This is a genomic window from Burkholderia sp. AU31652, from assembly GCF_002223155.1.
Lineage (GTDB): Bacteria > Pseudomonadota > Gammaproteobacteria > Burkholderiales > Burkholderiaceae > Burkholderia.
Window position 1 is genome coordinate 257,595 of record NZ_NKFG01000006.1, and the last position, 13,856, is coordinate 271,450.

General features: G+C 66.8%; 12 protein-coding genes. 4 read left to right on the plus strand and 8 right to left on the minus strand.

The window, feature by feature from the left end:
- Positions 1-380: 380 nt before the first annotated feature.
- Together CFB40_RS31295 and CFB40_RS31300 are read left to right on the plus strand one after the other, a co-directional pair.
- Positions 381-1,202, plus strand: a complete 822-nt coding sequence (locus CFB40_RS31295) for an IclR family transcriptional regulator (protein ID WP_089433478.1) — start codon at positions 381-383, stop codon at positions 1,200-1,202.
- A gap of 173 nt (positions 1,203-1,375) precedes the next feature.
- Entirely contained in the window at positions 1,376-1,927 is a 552-nt protein-coding gene (locus CFB40_RS31300; protein ID WP_039349620.1) for a hypothetical protein, read from the plus strand.
- Between the two features lie 687 nt (positions 1,928-2,614).
- On the opposite strand, the gene CFB40_RS31305 is transcribed toward CFB40_RS31300, so the two are convergent.
- The 5 genes from CFB40_RS31305 to CFB40_RS31325 all read right to left on the minus strand — a co-directional run bounded on the left by CFB40_RS31305 (position 2,615) and on the right by CFB40_RS31325 (position 8,373).
- Positions 2,615-4,972 (minus strand): GNAT family N-acetyltransferase, encoded by a 2,358-nt coding sequence (locus CFB40_RS31305; RefSeq protein WP_089433479.1) that lies wholly within the window; start codon positions 4,970-4,972, stop codon positions 2,615-2,617.
- Between the two features lie 603 nt (positions 4,973-5,575).
- A complete protein-coding gene (locus CFB40_RS31310; RefSeq protein WP_089433480.1) occupies positions 5,576-5,875 on the minus strand; it encodes an H-NS histone family protein in 300 nt (99 codons plus the stop codon).
- Positions 5,876-5,978: 103 nt separating this feature from the next.
- The gene (locus CFB40_RS31315; protein WP_089428829.1) at positions 5,979-6,251 is read right to left on the minus strand and encodes a hypothetical protein; all 273 of its coding nucleotides are present in this window, start codon (positions 6,249-6,251) and stop codon (positions 5,979-5,981) included.
- Between the two features lie 61 nt (positions 6,252-6,312).
- The gene (locus tag CFB40_RS31320; protein WP_089433481.1) at positions 6,313-6,840 is read right to left on the minus strand and encodes a BON domain-containing protein; all 528 of its coding nucleotides are present in this window, start codon (positions 6,838-6,840) and stop codon (positions 6,313-6,315) included.
- A gap of 54 nt (positions 6,841-6,894) precedes the next feature.
- On the minus strand, positions 6,895-8,373 hold the full coding sequence (locus CFB40_RS31325) for a sigma-54 interaction domain-containing protein (protein ID WP_089433482.1): 1,479 nt from the start codon (positions 8,371-8,373) through the stop codon (positions 6,895-6,897).
- Positions 8,374-8,688: 315 nt separating this feature from the next.
- Here CFB40_RS31325 and CFB40_RS31330 point away from each other — a divergent pair, with 315 nt between their 5' ends.
- Positions 8,689-10,092 (plus strand): GntP family permease, encoded by a 1,404-nt coding sequence (locus CFB40_RS31330; protein WP_089428826.1) that lies wholly within the window; start codon positions 8,689-8,691, stop codon positions 10,090-10,092.
- A 245-nt stretch (positions 10,093-10,337) separates the two neighbouring features.
- Positions 10,338-10,601, plus strand: a complete 264-nt coding sequence (locus CFB40_RS31335; RefSeq protein ID WP_089433560.1) for a DUF4148 domain-containing protein — start codon at positions 10,338-10,340, stop codon at positions 10,599-10,601.
- 77 nt (positions 10,602-10,678) lie between these two features.
- Here CFB40_RS31335 and CFB40_RS31340 read toward each other — a convergent pair whose 3' ends face one another.
- The 3 genes from CFB40_RS31340 to CFB40_RS31350 all read right to left on the minus strand — a co-directional run bounded on the left by CFB40_RS31340 (position 10,679) and on the right by CFB40_RS31350 (position 13,484).
- Positions 10,679-11,044, minus strand: a complete 366-nt coding sequence (locus CFB40_RS31340; protein ID WP_089433483.1) for a 5-carboxymethyl-2-hydroxymuconate Delta-isomerase — start codon at positions 11,042-11,044, stop codon at positions 10,679-10,681.
- 73 nt (positions 11,045-11,117) lie between these two features.
- On the minus strand, positions 11,118-12,713 hold the full coding sequence (locus CFB40_RS31345) for a thioredoxin family protein (RefSeq protein ID WP_089433484.1): 1,596 nt from the start codon (positions 12,711-12,713) through the stop codon (positions 11,118-11,120).
- Between the two features lie 270 nt (positions 12,714-12,983).
- The gene (locus CFB40_RS31350) at positions 12,984-13,484 is read right to left on the minus strand and encodes a GNAT family N-acetyltransferase (RefSeq protein ID WP_089433485.1); all 501 of its coding nucleotides are present in this window, start codon (positions 13,482-13,484) and stop codon (positions 12,984-12,986) included.
- Positions 13,485-13,856 lie beyond the last annotated feature (372 nt).

A 13,856-nucleotide genomic window follows, 5' to 3' on the forward strand; every position in this document is an offset into this window, starting at 1 on the left:
GGCCCGCCAGCCTTTGTACCATCGGCCGCGCGCCGTGAAATGACGCGCGACGGATACCGACTATTGGTGCGCCCGCCGGCGCTGCGGCGCAGCATCGCGGGCAGCGCCCCCGCCCGATTTCCTTTCGATTACCTTGAACCGGTGCCACCTGTCATGAATACCGGGTATTCGGGGCTTCCCTGTCATCCCGAACGGGAATCGATCCGTTCTTGTCCGGTAACGATCCGTAAAAAGACGCTGCATTGCACACTAAATGTTTGTTGTTAAGCTCAAACGGATGGCGTTCGTCGCCACACGCGGGCTCGACACAAGCGTGTTGCAGAATCGGTCAGCGTGCGTCGCCAATCGATCGAAAGTAATCCCCCAACTTCACACCGACAATGCAAACAACCAACGACCTGCTTCCCGGCTGCGACGCACGGGAATCGATGGGCGCAATCGACCGCTATCGCGCACCCGCGCTCGACAAGGGTCTCGACATTCTCGAACTCCTGTCGGAGCAGAAAGAAGGCCTCACCCGCACCGAAATCACGAAGGAACTCGGCCGCAACGCGAGCGAGATCTACCGGATGCTCGAACGCCTCGTCGCGCGCCGCTACGTGATGCGCTCGACCGGCGGCGACCGCTACACGCTCAGCCTCAAGCTGTTCTCGCTCGCGCACCGCCATCCGCCGATGAGCCGGCTGATCGCCGAGGCGTTGCCGCCGATGCAGCGTTTCGCCGATGCCTCCGAGCAATCGTGTCACCTGTCCGTCTACGATCGCGGCAATCTGCTCGTGATCGCGCAGGTCGACGGGCCCGGCCCGTGGGGCGTGTCGGTCCGGCTCGGCTCGCGTGTCGGGCTCGTCGATACGGCATCGGGGCGCGTGATGCTGGCGTTCCAGGGTGCCGAGCAGCGCGCGCACATGCTCGCCGAGCACCGCAAGGTCAAGGGCGAAGCGCCATTGAACGAGCAGGAACTCGCGTATGCGTGCCAGTCCATCCGGCAGGACGGCTACCTGCGCGAGGACAGCCGCCAGGCGTACGGCGTGACCGACCTGAGCGCACCGATCCTCGGGCCGTCCGGCCATGCGATCGCGGTGCTCACCTGCCCGTACATGCGCCGGATCGATGCGCATATGGCGCCGTCCGTCGACACGGTCGTCGAAGGGGTGCGCGAAACAGCCGCCCATCTGTCGATGTGCCGCGACGAGACCTGCTGACGCGCAGGCCCGGCGGAGCGCACCGGGGGCGGCGCTATCGCGTTGCCCCCGGTCGCGCGCAACCCCTCTGCGGAGCGCGATGCACGGTGCCATATCGTGCGCCCACGGCGCTACGCTAAAATAGCGGCCCTCTCAAAAACTACGGCGGCCGGTTGTCGCGGCCGTCGTGTCCGATGGATGTCATGGCCAAACTTCTGAACGATCAAGAATTCCAGCGTTTCTCCGAACTTCAGCAGAAGCAGGCAAGCTTCACGATCACGCCCGAAGAGGCGGACGAGCTGCGCGATATCGTCGCGCGCGCGCAGAAGAAGCGCGACGATCGTACCGCTGCAATGCAGGCGATCGAGAGCTACATCGAGCAGTTCGACATCACGCCCGACGAACTCTTCTCGCCCGAGCAGATCGGCGACGCGGCCCGCACCTACGGGCTCATCACGGCGACCAAGAAGGAACGCACGCTGCCGCCGTCGATCACGTTCAACGGCAAGCCGTACCAGTGGACCAAGACGCTTCCGGACGACGTGCGCGGCGCGCTGTTCGAAGCATTCACGTCCGGCGAATCGGTCAAGCGCTTCATCGCAATGCCGAAGGACACCGCGCGCTGTGCGCTGACGATCGCCCGCCTCGAGCGCGAAACCGGCGCCGTCTATGCCGATCCGCACCTCGAGGAACTCGCGATTTCGCGCGACCAGGTGAACGACGCGGCGTCGAAACTCGCTGCCTGAATGTAGCCACGGGCACGGTTCATGCGTGCCCGCACCCCGCATGACGCCGGCCCAGGCCGGCGTTGCGCTTGCGGGAGACGTGCATCCGGACGCTCCCGAAAAGCCTCACCTTTGCGTCCCGCAAGCGCTCACCCAACCCTCCCGAAAAAGCTCACCCAGGCTCCTGGAGACCCTCACCAAAGCGTCCCGGATGTCCTCACCGACACTTCCCGCAGATCCTCACCCATGCGCCCCGGAAAGGCTCACCGGCGGCTCCCGCAGGTGCTCACCGGCCATTCCCGGGAAGGCTCACCGAGTGCTCCTGTATCGGCTCACCAAGCGCTCCCGTATCGACTCACCCCAACCTTCCCGGAGAAGCTCACCGACAGCTCCCGAAAAATCTCACCTTTTGGGCAAGTTCGAATTTTCGAAGGTGGAATGCGACGGTAAATGCGTGCGGACACCTGTCCGAAACGGCGCTGCGGGGCGAATATCGCGGCAAGCGGTACGCGTCTCGCGGTGCCGGATCGGTGCCATTTGCGCGTCGATATTTCCGCCGCGAACAGGCGCCGACTCGTTCTCGGCTGCCTCGCTCTCGAGGCAGGTTCGAATGCTCTGCATTCCTGACCGGCAACATTCGGAACGTGCCGGAAGGCCGGAGACATCCACCGCATGCAACGTCTCCGCGCGTCGGGCCGCCGACAGACGCTACGGCTGCAACTTCATCCTGAAACCCACGACGCCAGGCTCCTCCGTCGTCGACACCGCGAACCCGCACGCCTTCGCCAGCGAGATCATCGCCGTGTTCTCGCGCAGCGCCTCGCCGATCATCCAGGCGGTTCCGCGCGAGCGCGCGTAGTCGATGATGCGGGTCATCATCAGCCGGCCAAGCCCCTTGCCCTTCTGATCGGGTCGTACCGCGATCGCGAACTCCGCCGTCTCGTTGTCGGGATCGGCCACCGCGCGCGCCACCGCGAGCGTGTGGTCGCGCCCCGACACATCGGTGAACGACACGATGAAGGCCATCTCACGGTCGTAATCGATCTGCGTCATGCGCGCGACCTGCGAATGATCGAAGCTGCGCACCGCGCCGAAGAAACGCATCCGCAGATCCTCCGGCGTCATCGCGCCGAGCAGTTCGTTGTGCGCGGCCTCGTCTTCCGGACGGATCGGGCGGATCGTCACCGTCTCGCCGCGCCACTCGAGCGTCTGCTCGAGGTGGCGCGGATACGGCATGATCGCGAGCCGGCTGCGCCCCGCGGCCAGCGTGATGCGCGGCGCGATCACGTGCGCGCGGTCGGACAGCACGCGCAGCGTGACCGACATCGCAACGACTTCACGCACGTCGCAGACGACCTGCGACAGCGCCGTCAACGCGTCGAGCGTCGGCTCGACGGGTGTGCTGCGTGCATACGGCGAGCGCTCCATCACCGCGCGGGCAAGCACGGTGTTCAGCGGTGGCAGGCCATAGACGACGAACGGCGCCGATACGCCGTCCGCGGGCGGCACGGCATAGCGAAACACCGGGCCGAAGTTCGAATCGTCGTACATGTCGACGGTGACATCGACGACTTTCTTTCCCGCCGGCTCGACGGCAGGCTCGCCCTGCAGGCCAAAATGAGACAGCCAGCGCAGCGCGGCTTCGCCGGTCAATTCATGCTGGCCGGCTTCGACCATCCGGCGCGCATCGGCCTGCGCGGACGCAACACACTCGGCCGGCTGCAGCGGCGTACCCTCGGGCGTTTGCATCAGCAGTTGCCGCCCGAGGTTGTAGTCGACGAGACGCGCATACGCGCGCGCGAGCCGCTGCGGCGTGGTGTGCACCGGAATGCCGTTCGCGTGCAGCGCATCGCGCGTCGCCGCATCGACCGCGCCGAAGAAACACGCGAGGATGCCGCGATGCGCGTACTGCCGTGATTCGATCAGCGTATGCGCAACCGCATCGGCCGGCGCGCTGTGGGAAGTCGAATGGACGACGAACAGCGTGCCCGTTTGCGGGAACGGCGCGAGCGCCTTGACCGCCGCGGCGAAATGCTCGGGGCGCGCATCGTCGCCCAGCGTCAGCGGATTGCCGGGTGAAGCGAGATGCGGCAGCGCGGCCGACACCGCCGACGTGGCCGCGGGCGACCAGTCGGTCAGCACATCGCGCACCTCGGCCACCGCATCGACCGCGAGTTTCGCGACACCCGCGTCGCTCGTCACGAGCGTGGCCGCGCCGCGCGCCGTGACGCGGCCGACGCCGAGCGTCTCGATCTCGTCGAGCAGATCGTCGAGCGCATCCACCCGCACCATCCCCGCGCGCTGGAACGCCGCCGTATAGAGCGCGTCGCCGGGATCGGCGCGGCCGGTGCGCAATGCGAGCACCGGCTTGTTGCGTGCGGCCGCGCGCGCGGCCGACATGAACTTGCGCGCGGCGCGCACGGTATCGAGTTCGAGCAGGATCGCGCGCGTGCCGGGATCGCTCGCGAGATAATCGAGCACGTCGCCCGCATCGACGTCGGACTCGCCGCCGAGCGCGACGACGTGCGAAAAGCCGAGGCCCCGTGCATCGGCCCAGCCGAGCACCGCGTTCGTCAGCGCGTTCGATTGCGACACCCACGCGACGCCGCCCGATCGTGCCGTGTAGGCCGGCGCGCCGAAATGCGCGTGCCGTGCAGGCGACAGCACGCCGAGGCTGCCCGGCCCGACGATACGGAGCACGAACGGCTTCGCCGCCTTCAGCGTGCGATCGAGCGCGGTGCGATCGGCATCGGTGCGCGCCTCGCCGACGATCACCGCAACGCGCGTGCCGAGCTCGCCGAGCTTGCGCACGATGCCGGCCCAGGTCGCGGGCGGCGTGCAGATCACGGCCACCGATGGCGGCGCGGGCAACCGGTCGACATCGGCAACGACCGGATGCCCGTGCAGCTCACGATACTTCGGATTGACGGGCCACACGGGCCCCTCGAATCCACCGTCGAGCACGCGCGACCACACCATCGCGCCGATACTGCCCGCGCGCGACGACGCGCCGACGACCGCAACGGACTTGGGCTGGAACAACGCATCGAGATGGCGAACGGTCACATCGGCTCCCTGCGGTAACGAAAGACGACCCGATCGGCATGCGGCACGGGCAGGCCATACGCCGATCGACGCGAACCCCAAGCATAGGCGAAGCGCATGCGGCTGCCTATATGCCGAACGGCCGACTGTTCGACCCACGTCAACGCTCGCATCATGGGCCTGCAACACCAGTACGGAAGCCATCGCCGCGCGCCGGCCGAGCACATCCGCTCGGCGCACACGGTGCAGGCGTGCAGCGCGACGCTGCGTCCACTTCGTCAAAGGTGAGGATTTACAGGAGCCATGGTGAGACTCTTCGGGAATTGCACGGCGCCACGCGCCAACACGCGAAAGGTGATCGGAATTCGCAGCACGCGTGCACCACGAGAATGGCGCAGGCCAATGCGCATGCGCTGCGCAATTGCGCGGCTGTTTACCGGAATTCGCCGCGATATCCCGGCGAATCGCAGTGAATTCGCAAAACGGGATCCGTTAATTGCGCGGCGTCGCAGTTCAATACGCCATCGGGAATCGCGCCGGAAATGCACAAAAACAAAACGGTGCGGCGGCCGCATGGCCGTTCGCACCGTCAGTCAGTACGCGAAAGGTGAGGTTTTTCGGGAGTCAGTCCTTGATCAGGAAACGCTCGCGATTCTTGCCGAGCCAGGTCGGCGAGCGCCCGCGGCCACTCCAGGTTTCACCCGTCTTCGGGTTCAAATATTTCGGCGGCGACACGCGCTTCGGCTTGGTTGCGCCAGCGGCCGCGCCTACCGGACGAAACCCGAGCTCTTCCGGCGTAATGTCGTATTCCTCGATTTTCGCGCGGATATCGGCAATCGCATCGGCAATCGCCTTTTCACGTTCCTTGTCGATCTTTTGCTGAAGCCGTTCGAGCTGCGCGCTCAGTTGCCTGTAGGTCGCCATATGGATGGGACTCCGTGAGTGTTATTCGTGAAAAATAGATGACGCTCAGCCAACAGAAAAACGCTTCGCCCGATCGTGGTCTCCTCAGCCGGTTATCTCGGGATCAATAACCGCTCTTTTTCTTGCACGCGAAGAGAAGATTTCGCGTGGCGTCATCTCTCGATTGCTGAATCACTTCGAAATCGCCGTTGCAGATCGCCCGCGCGTTGTCGGTGCAATTGCTCCAGTCGCTACCGGTGCATTGCACCTGGGTAGTCGGACGCCCGTCCGAAGTGAACAGCGGTGCGCTGCCGCCACACCCGCCGAGCCCTGCAACCAGAGCCAAGACAACGGCCGCCCGAGGCCGCCGACAGACCGACGCAAGCATGTGTTTCATTGTGGTTCCCGTCAACCTTTTTTTGAATGTCGCGAGTATGCCATGCGCGGCCCTTCGGCCGTCAGTTCGGCGTACGGCCGGGTTGCCCGCGCGCCTTGTACGGCAAGCGCTTGCGTGGATCGTCGGTGATGCGAACGAACACCTGCTCGACGTCCGGAAGCGCCTCGAGTTCGCGCTGCAACGCCGGCTGATCGAACGCCGTATCCGCACATCCTTCGACGTAAATGAAACGTCGCTGCACGGTGATCCACAGGCTCGTGCCATGCAGCCGATCGGAGCCGGCGAAGTGCGCCTTCACGGCATCGGCGATCGGTGCGTCATACATATAGGAATTCGGCTTCGTGCAGCGATGCGCGAGCCAGCAGGTGGTGCCGCGTTCGGCGCGGTAATGCGCGTCGTCCGTCATCTCGGCCCGGGTCATCCACGGGCCGAGCGGCAACGGGCATTCGGCCACGTCCCGCGACAGCGCGATGAACGGATCGTTGTACCAGTTGCGCCGCGCCTCGGGCGCATCGGTGTCGCCGGACTGCGCGAACGCAGCGGTCGCCAGCAACATGGTCAGCCACCCTGCGATGCCGATCCGTTTCATCGTGATCTCCTGTTCGATGCTTCACGCCCGAGCGCGCACGTTTGGCCGTCTGGCTTACCGGTCGATGCCCAGCGCCGCCAGTTTCTTGTACAGCGTCGCGCGGCCGATCCCGATGCGCGCGGCCGCTTCCACCACCTTCCCGTCGCAGGCCGCCAGCGCATCGGTCAGGAACTGGCGCTCCCACGCCGCCAATGCGTCGGCATACGAAGCGGCCGGCGCAGCAGGCTGCTCGCCCGCGCGCCGTTCGACCGGTGCCACGGCCAGCGGCTGCGCGGGTGCGGCCCCGTCCGTCGAGACGCGCACCGGCCCAAGGAACGGCGCGAGCGCGCGCGCATCGATCACCGATCGGTCCGACAGCATCAACGCGCGTTCGAGCGTGTTGCGCAACTCGCGCACGTTGCCCGGCCACGGATACGCACACAGCATCCGCAGCGCATCGTCGGTCAGCTCGCAATGGGCGGCGCGCCCGTGCTGCGCGGCCAACTCCTCGAGCGTCGCGTAGACGAGCGCCGCGATGTCGGACGCGCGCTCGCGCAGCGGCGGCGCGTGGATCGTCAGCACGTTCAGCCGGTAATAGAGATCCGCGCGAAAACGCCCGGCCGCGACCAGCGCCGGCAGGTCGGCGCTCGTCGCCGCGATGATCCGGACGTCGGCGCGCACGATCCGGTTCGAGCCGACCGGCTCGAATTCCTTGTCCTGCAGCACGCGCAGCAGCTTGCCCTGCAGCGGCAGCGGCATGTCGCCGATCTCGTCGAGAAACAGCGTGCCGCGATCGGCCAGCTCGAACTTGCCGATGCGCCCCTTGCGATCGGCGCCCGTGTATGCGCCGGGCGCCGCGCCGAAGAACTCGGTTTCGAGCAGCGTGTCGGGAATCGCGGCGACGTTGACGGTCACGAGCGGCTGGAGCGCGCGCGCCGACGCCGCGTGAATCGCATGCGCAAGCAGTTCCTTGCCGGTGCCCGTCTCGCCGAGCAGCAGCACCGGCGAATCGACCTGCGCGGCGCGGCGCGCCTGGCGCTTGGTTTCGAGGCTCGCGGCGCTCGTGCCGACGAAGCTCGCGAACGTGTATTTCGCGCGGCGCGCCTGCGCGAGCGAACGCTGCGTCGCGATCAGCTGCTGCTGCAGCTGTGCGTAGCGGGAAAAGATCGGCGTGAGCGTCTTCAACTGGTCGAACAACGCGAAGCCGATCGCGCCGACCGTCTCGCCGGCCTCGTTCTTCAGCGGCAGGCGCGTGACGACGAGCGGCTCGCGGCCCGTCTCCATGATGTCGAGCAGGATCGGCTGCCCGGTCGACACGACCTCGCGCATCAGGCTGTTCGGGATCACGGCCTCGCAGTCGAGGCCGACGGCCTGCTGCGGATCGGCGAAACCGAAGCGCGCCGCGTACCGCTCGTTCATCCACACCACACGCGCATCGCGGTCGACGACCACCGTGCCCGCGCTCGAATCCTCGAAGGTCCGGAACAGCGACTCGGCGGCGCGCCGCAGCACGTCGCCGTAGTTGACGGGCAGGCGAGCCCAGTCATTCATCATCGTGTCGTCGTCTCCGTGTATTTTGGGCCGGCTGTCTCCGGAACGAGACGGATTATCTCACTCTGGAGACACGCCGCAACACGTTGCCCAGGAAAGCCTGCCCGGTTCCACGGGCTGGCCGGACGGCCATTTCGTCTCCGGATGGAGACGTTTTATGTAGAATCCTCAGACAACGACCGGCGCGGGCCCGCCAGTCTCCGGCGGACCCATGTCCGGCGGCGCAATCCGGCCGATGGCACGAAACCTGCACGAACCTGAGCCGGTCCGCGGCGCGTCCCGCGATCGAACAACAACCAAAGCCATTAGGAGACTCCCTTGTCTTTCGTGATCGTCCTCGCCGCGCTGGCGTTCCTGATGTTCGCCGCGTATCGCGGCTACAGCGTGATCCTGTTCGCGCCGATCGCCGCGCTCGGCGCGGTGCTCCTGACCGAACCCGCCGCCGTCGCGCCGGTCTTCTCCGGCATCTTCATGGAGAAGATGGTCGGCTTCGTCAAACTGTATTTCCCGGTGTTCATGCTCGGCGCAGTGTTCGGCAAGGTGATCGAACTCTCCGGGTTCTCCGAGTCGATCGTCCATGCGGCGATCCGCTACATCGGCCGCTCACGCGCGAATGCGGTGATCGTCGCGGTGTGCGCGCTGCTCACCTATGGCGGCGTATCGCTGTTCGTCGTGGTGTTCGCGGTCTATCCGTTCGCGGCCGAACTCTATCGCCAGAGCAACATCCCGAAACGGCTGATGCCCGGCGCGATCGCGCTCGGCGCGTTCTCGTTCACGATGGATTCGCTGCCCGGCACGCCGCAGATCCAGAACATCATCCCGACCACGTTCTTCAAGACGACCGCCTGGGCCGCGCCGGTGCTCGGCACGATCGGCTCGCTGTTCATCATCGTCGTCGGCCTCACGTATCTCGAATGGCGCCGCCGTTCGGCGATGGCGAAGGGCGAAGGCTACGGCACGTCGCTCGTCAACGAGCCGGAGCGTGTCGAGACCACGTCGCTGCCGCATCCCGCGCTCGCGATCCTGCCGCTGATCCTGGTCGGCGTGTCGAACTTCGCGTTCACGAAGCTGATTCCGCAGTGGTACGGTGCCGCGTCGTATACGGTCGCGCCGGACGTGCTGCCCGGCGTGCACGCGCCGGTCACGACGTCGATCAAGACGGTCGTCGCGATCTGGTCGGTCGAGGCTGCGCTGCTGCTCGGCATCGTGCTGGTCGTGCTGACCGCATTCAAGCGCGTGAGCGGGCGCTTCGCGGCCGGTTCGAAGGCCGCCGTCGCCGGTGCGCTGCTCGCCGCGATGAACACCGCGTCGGAATACGGCTTCGGCGGCGTGATCGCCGCGCTGCCGGGCTTCCTCGTCGTCAGCGATGCGCTGAAGAGCATTCCGAACCCGCTCGTCAACGCGGCCGTGTCGGTCAGCTCGCTCGCCGGTATCACGGGCTCGGCGTCGGGCGGCATGAGCATCGCGCTCGCCGCAATGTCGGACCTGTTCATCAAGGGTGCGCAGGCCGCGAATATCCCGCTGGACGTGCTGCACCGGGTCGTCGCGATGGCCAGCGGCGGCATGGACACGCTGCCGCACAACGGCGCCGTGATCACGCTGCTCGCGGTCACGGGCCTCACGCACCGCGAGTCGTATCGCGACATCTTTGCGGTCACGATCATCAAGACGCTCGCGGTGTTCTTCGTGATCGCCGTGTACTACACGACAGGGCTCGTGTAACACCCCGCAGCGGCCCGTCTCCGGGCCGCCGCCCGCCGGCCGCGTCGATGCGGCCGGCCGCGCCTCCACTCCTCCCCCTTTTGCCGCACGCCGCCCACGCGCGCTCGCCGGCTCACGCATTGTTATCCGCAGCAGAACACTACGTTGGTCGCAGCGGCATTTTTCGCGCGTCGGGCGAGGCCTACACTGCTTTCAACGGTGACCGCATGCGATCGGCACCGTCGAAAACCTGGAGGTATCCGCTCATGAACCCGCTCATCCGCACCATCGCCCTCGCCGCCGTCTTCGCCGCGCCGCTCGCCGCGCAGGCGCAAACCAGCCAGCCGCTCACGCGCGCCGAAGTTCATGCCGAAGTGGTTGCACTGAGAAAGGCCGGCTTCCAGCCGAGCGACTGGTTCTACCCGGCCAGCATCCAGGCCGCCGAGGCGAAGATCGCGCGGCAGCAGGGTGCGCCGCGGGCCGCGGGCGCCGGCTACGGCAATCGCGGCACGTACTCCACGGGCCAATAGTCCGGTTTCGAATCCGCCGGCCGTGCGCGCACCACCGCCACGTTCGCGGCTCGCGCCGCACGCACCGCACCGTCCGCTCAGCGCGGCTCGGTGCTCGCTTTCGCGTAGGACTCGCGTTCCAGTTCGAGTATTTCCGCGCTCAGCTGCAGGTGCGTGCCGGGCGGCGCAACGACGTGCCGCTTCAGTTCCGCCAGCACCTGCTCCGAAAATTCACGTTTGACGTCGGTCGTCCGGCCGCTCAGCACCGCGAGCTTCGCGTGGACGAACGCGCGCGGCGCCGGCGACGTGCCGACCGCGAATGTATCGAACCGCAGCGCGCGGCTCTTGATGTCGAGCTCGTTGAAATGACCGGACGCGGCAAGCGCGGCATTGAGCGCGCGCAAGGTCGCGCCGGCATCGAACCCGTCGAGGTTCGCGGAATATTCGAGCGTCAGGTGGGGCATGGTGTCGGTGGCCTCGTGGGTATCGGGACAAGCGCCGCAAGGCATCCCGACAGCCCACGCAGTGCCACCGGATCTATGCCTTGACCGGCTGGATCAGGCGCGCGCAGGCGCTTGCCTGCGGATCGCCGGCGGGCAGTTTCCCACAGATACCGTCGAACTGCTTCGCGATCGCTTTGACCGATGCATCGTGTGCACCGCTGGCGCGCCACTGGTTCAACTGCGTGACGACCTTGGTCAGCGCGCGCAGGTTCGCGCCGTAGAACGCATCGCGCGTCTTGTCGGCCTGCGCGAGCACGCTCGCGGCAATCCCTTCGATGCGCGCCGAATCGTCCGGCGCCAGTTGGACCGCATTCGCAAAGTAGGTCGCGCCCCAGCGCAGCTTCGTCGCCGGCCCGCTCGCCGCGTCATAGGCCTTGCGGTACCAGTCGAGCGCCGCGGCCTTGTCGCCGCGCGCCTTCGCATTCGCAGCCAGCCCGGACATGAAGTAGTACGGCGTGGACGAACGCGTCAGCTCGGTCTTCAGCAAGGCATCCGACTCGTCGTACAGCCCCGCGTCGGTCAGCGTGTCGGCCCCTTCGCTGACGAGCGCCTGCCGCTCGTAGGCATTCGCGGCGCCCTGCACCGACGCGGCGATCTGCTTGCGCGCCGTGTCGGCCAGCGCCGGCGCGGCCAGCGGTGCCCCCTTGCGTGCATCGCCGCGCGCGAGCAGCACGCGGCCGTGCAGCGCCATCAGCCGGTCGATCGACGACAGCGTGGTATCGGTCGACAGGCGCGCGAGGGCTGTGTCATACGCGCCGCGCAATTTCGCGCGCGGCGCGTCGTCGCCGACGAGATACGCGACCACGCGCGCGGGCGCCGCAACCAGCACGTCCGAGTCGGCGCGCGACAACACAGGATCCTGCAGCACCGTGCGCAACGAATCGGCAAGCGCCGCCTTGTCGAGCGCGCCGGCCTGCGCCGGATCGTCGGACGCGGCGACCACGGCCGACTTCAGCGCGAAGCGCGCCGATTCGGCCTTCGCGCCGGCCGCGCGTGCGCGTTGCGCGAGCGACTGCAGCGTCTCCGCGACGCGATCGGCCGCCACTGGCAGCGCGCCGTCGGTATCCCACGAATAGTCGGCCAGCAGGCGCCATTCGTCCGGCGTCAGCGACGCACCATTCTTCAGCGCGGTCGCGAGCGTCTGACGCACCGGATGCGCGGCCGTCATCCCGAGCGACAGCGCCTGCATGTAGCGATCGAGATCGGCTTCGCCCGGCAGCCGCGTCACTTCGGTGCCGTCGGGACGGAACAGGATCATCGTCGGGTAGCCGTGCACCTTGAAACGCTCGCCGAGCTTCTGCGCGCTTTCGGTATCGCCGTCGAGATACACGGGCACGAAGAACGACGAGCGGGTCTTGAATGCCTGCTGGCTGAAGATCGTCGACTTCACCTGGTTGCACGACGGGCACCACACCGCGCCCCAGTAGAGCAGCAGCGGCTTGCCGGTGCGCTTCGCCAGCGCGAAGGCGGCGTCGACGTCGCCGTGCTGCCACGCGATGCCGGGCGGCAGGTGCGCGCCATCAGGCGCGGCGCTCGCCGCCGGGGCGCCCGTGGGCGTGGCAGCGGCAAGCGCCGCACCCGCGGCGGCGAGCAGGCAGGCGGCAGTCAGATTCCGGAGAGCAGTTTTCATCGAAGCGGGTCCGTTGAAAGAGACAGTTGCGGGAAGGTGCGGCGCGCGAAGCGATGGCTGCGAAGTAACAGCCATGAAGCGATGACGATGAAGCCTGCCGACGTGCAACGCCGCGCATGATCGTTTCGGAAAAACGCACGCCGGCCGAGGCGACCGGCAAATCCTTCGACGATACGACGGGCACAGCCGGCAGAAAACGAACGAATTCTCGAATGAATATGACGCGGCATCGCGGCCGCGCATGCTGTCAGATACGCGTCGGCCGAGCCTTCACTGCCGCGCCTTGATCCGCGCCATGTGATACACGGACGCATGCACGCCATCGCGCAATGCATAGCCCGGCGATTCACCCTCGATCCGGAAGCCATGCTTCTCGTAGAGCCCGACGGCCGCGCGGTTGTCGGTGAACACGGTCAGCTCGAGACGCGTGATGTTCAGCCAGTTTTCCGCGAGATCGATCGCGGCCGCGAGCAACCGGCTGCCGACGCCGCGCCCGTGGCGCGCCGCGTCGACCATCATGCCGAGCCCTGCCGCATGGCGACGGCGCGGATTCTGTTCGGGATGCAGGCCGAGATGGCCGACCACCACGCCGTCGATTTCGGCGACGAGGCTCACGCCGTGCTCGCGCACGCCGTCGAGCCGCTTCTGCCATTTCTCGAGCGACGGAAACGGATGCTGCAACGTATTCGCGTACACCGCGGGATGCGCGGCGATTTGCCGGATCGCGTCGACGTCGTGCGCCTCGCTGTGCCGGATCGTGATGTCGGTCATGGGTGAGCCGGTTCCGAAAAGTCGCGCCAGTCGCGCGGGCTGCGACACGTGCGCAGCAACGTGTCGAGCTTATCCGATTTCACGCATTTGAAACATGGGCGTCATGCGATGCCGTTGCACCCGCAACGATGCGCGAGCACACCCCTCCATCGCGAACCGGAAAAATATGACCGATTTCTCACGCCGCGATCGGTAATTCCTGACCCATTCCGTCACGCATCGCTTCCCGATCAATCGTTGCGCACGCAACGTCACGCGCGCGACATGCGATGTCATGTCTTCATCACGTCGACGTCACGCCGCGTCCCTAGACTGGGCGCCGCCCAACCCGGCATGCGCCGGGCCGGCGTGTGCCGACGTCCCGGCCGCGCA

Excerpts from the sequence above, each read along its gene's own strand:
- CFB40_RS31295 (WP_089433478.1), top strand. The coding sequence starts at position 381 with ATGCAAACAACCAACGACCTGCTTCCCGGCTGCGACGCACGGGAATCG.
- CFB40_RS31300 (WP_039349620.1), top strand. The coding sequence starts at position 1,376 with ATGGATGTCATGGCCAAACTTCTGAACGATCAAGAATTCCAGCGTTTC.
- CFB40_RS31310 (WP_089433480.1), bottom strand. The coding sequence starts at position 5,875 with ATGGCGACCTACAGGCAACTGAGCGCGCAGCTCGAACGGCTTCAGCAA.
- CFB40_RS31315 (WP_089428829.1), bottom strand. The coding sequence starts at position 6,251 with ATGAAACACATGCTTGCGTCGGTCTGTCGGCGGCCTCGGGCGGCCGTT.
- CFB40_RS31320 (WP_089433481.1), bottom strand. The coding sequence starts at position 6,840 with ATGAAACGGATCGGCATCGCAGGGTGGCTGACCATGTTGCTGGCGACC.
- CFB40_RS31325 (WP_089433482.1), bottom strand. The coding sequence starts at position 8,373 with ATGATGAATGACTGGGCTCGCCTGCCCGTCAACTACGGCGACGTGCTG.
- CFB40_RS31335 (WP_089433560.1), top strand. The coding sequence starts at position 10,338 with ATGAACCCGCTCATCCGCACCATCGCCCTCGCCGCCGTCTTCGCCGCG.
- CFB40_RS31340 (WP_089433483.1), bottom strand. The coding sequence starts at position 11,044 with ATGCCCCACCTGACGCTCGAATATTCCGCGAACCTCGACGGGTTCGAT.
- CFB40_RS31345 (WP_089433484.1), bottom strand. The coding sequence starts at position 12,713 with ATGAAAACTGCTCTCCGGAATCTGACTGCCGCCTGCCTGCTCGCCGCC.
- CFB40_RS31350 (WP_089433485.1), bottom strand. The coding sequence starts at position 13,484 with ATGACCGACATCACGATCCGGCACAGCGAGGCGCACGACGTCGACGCG.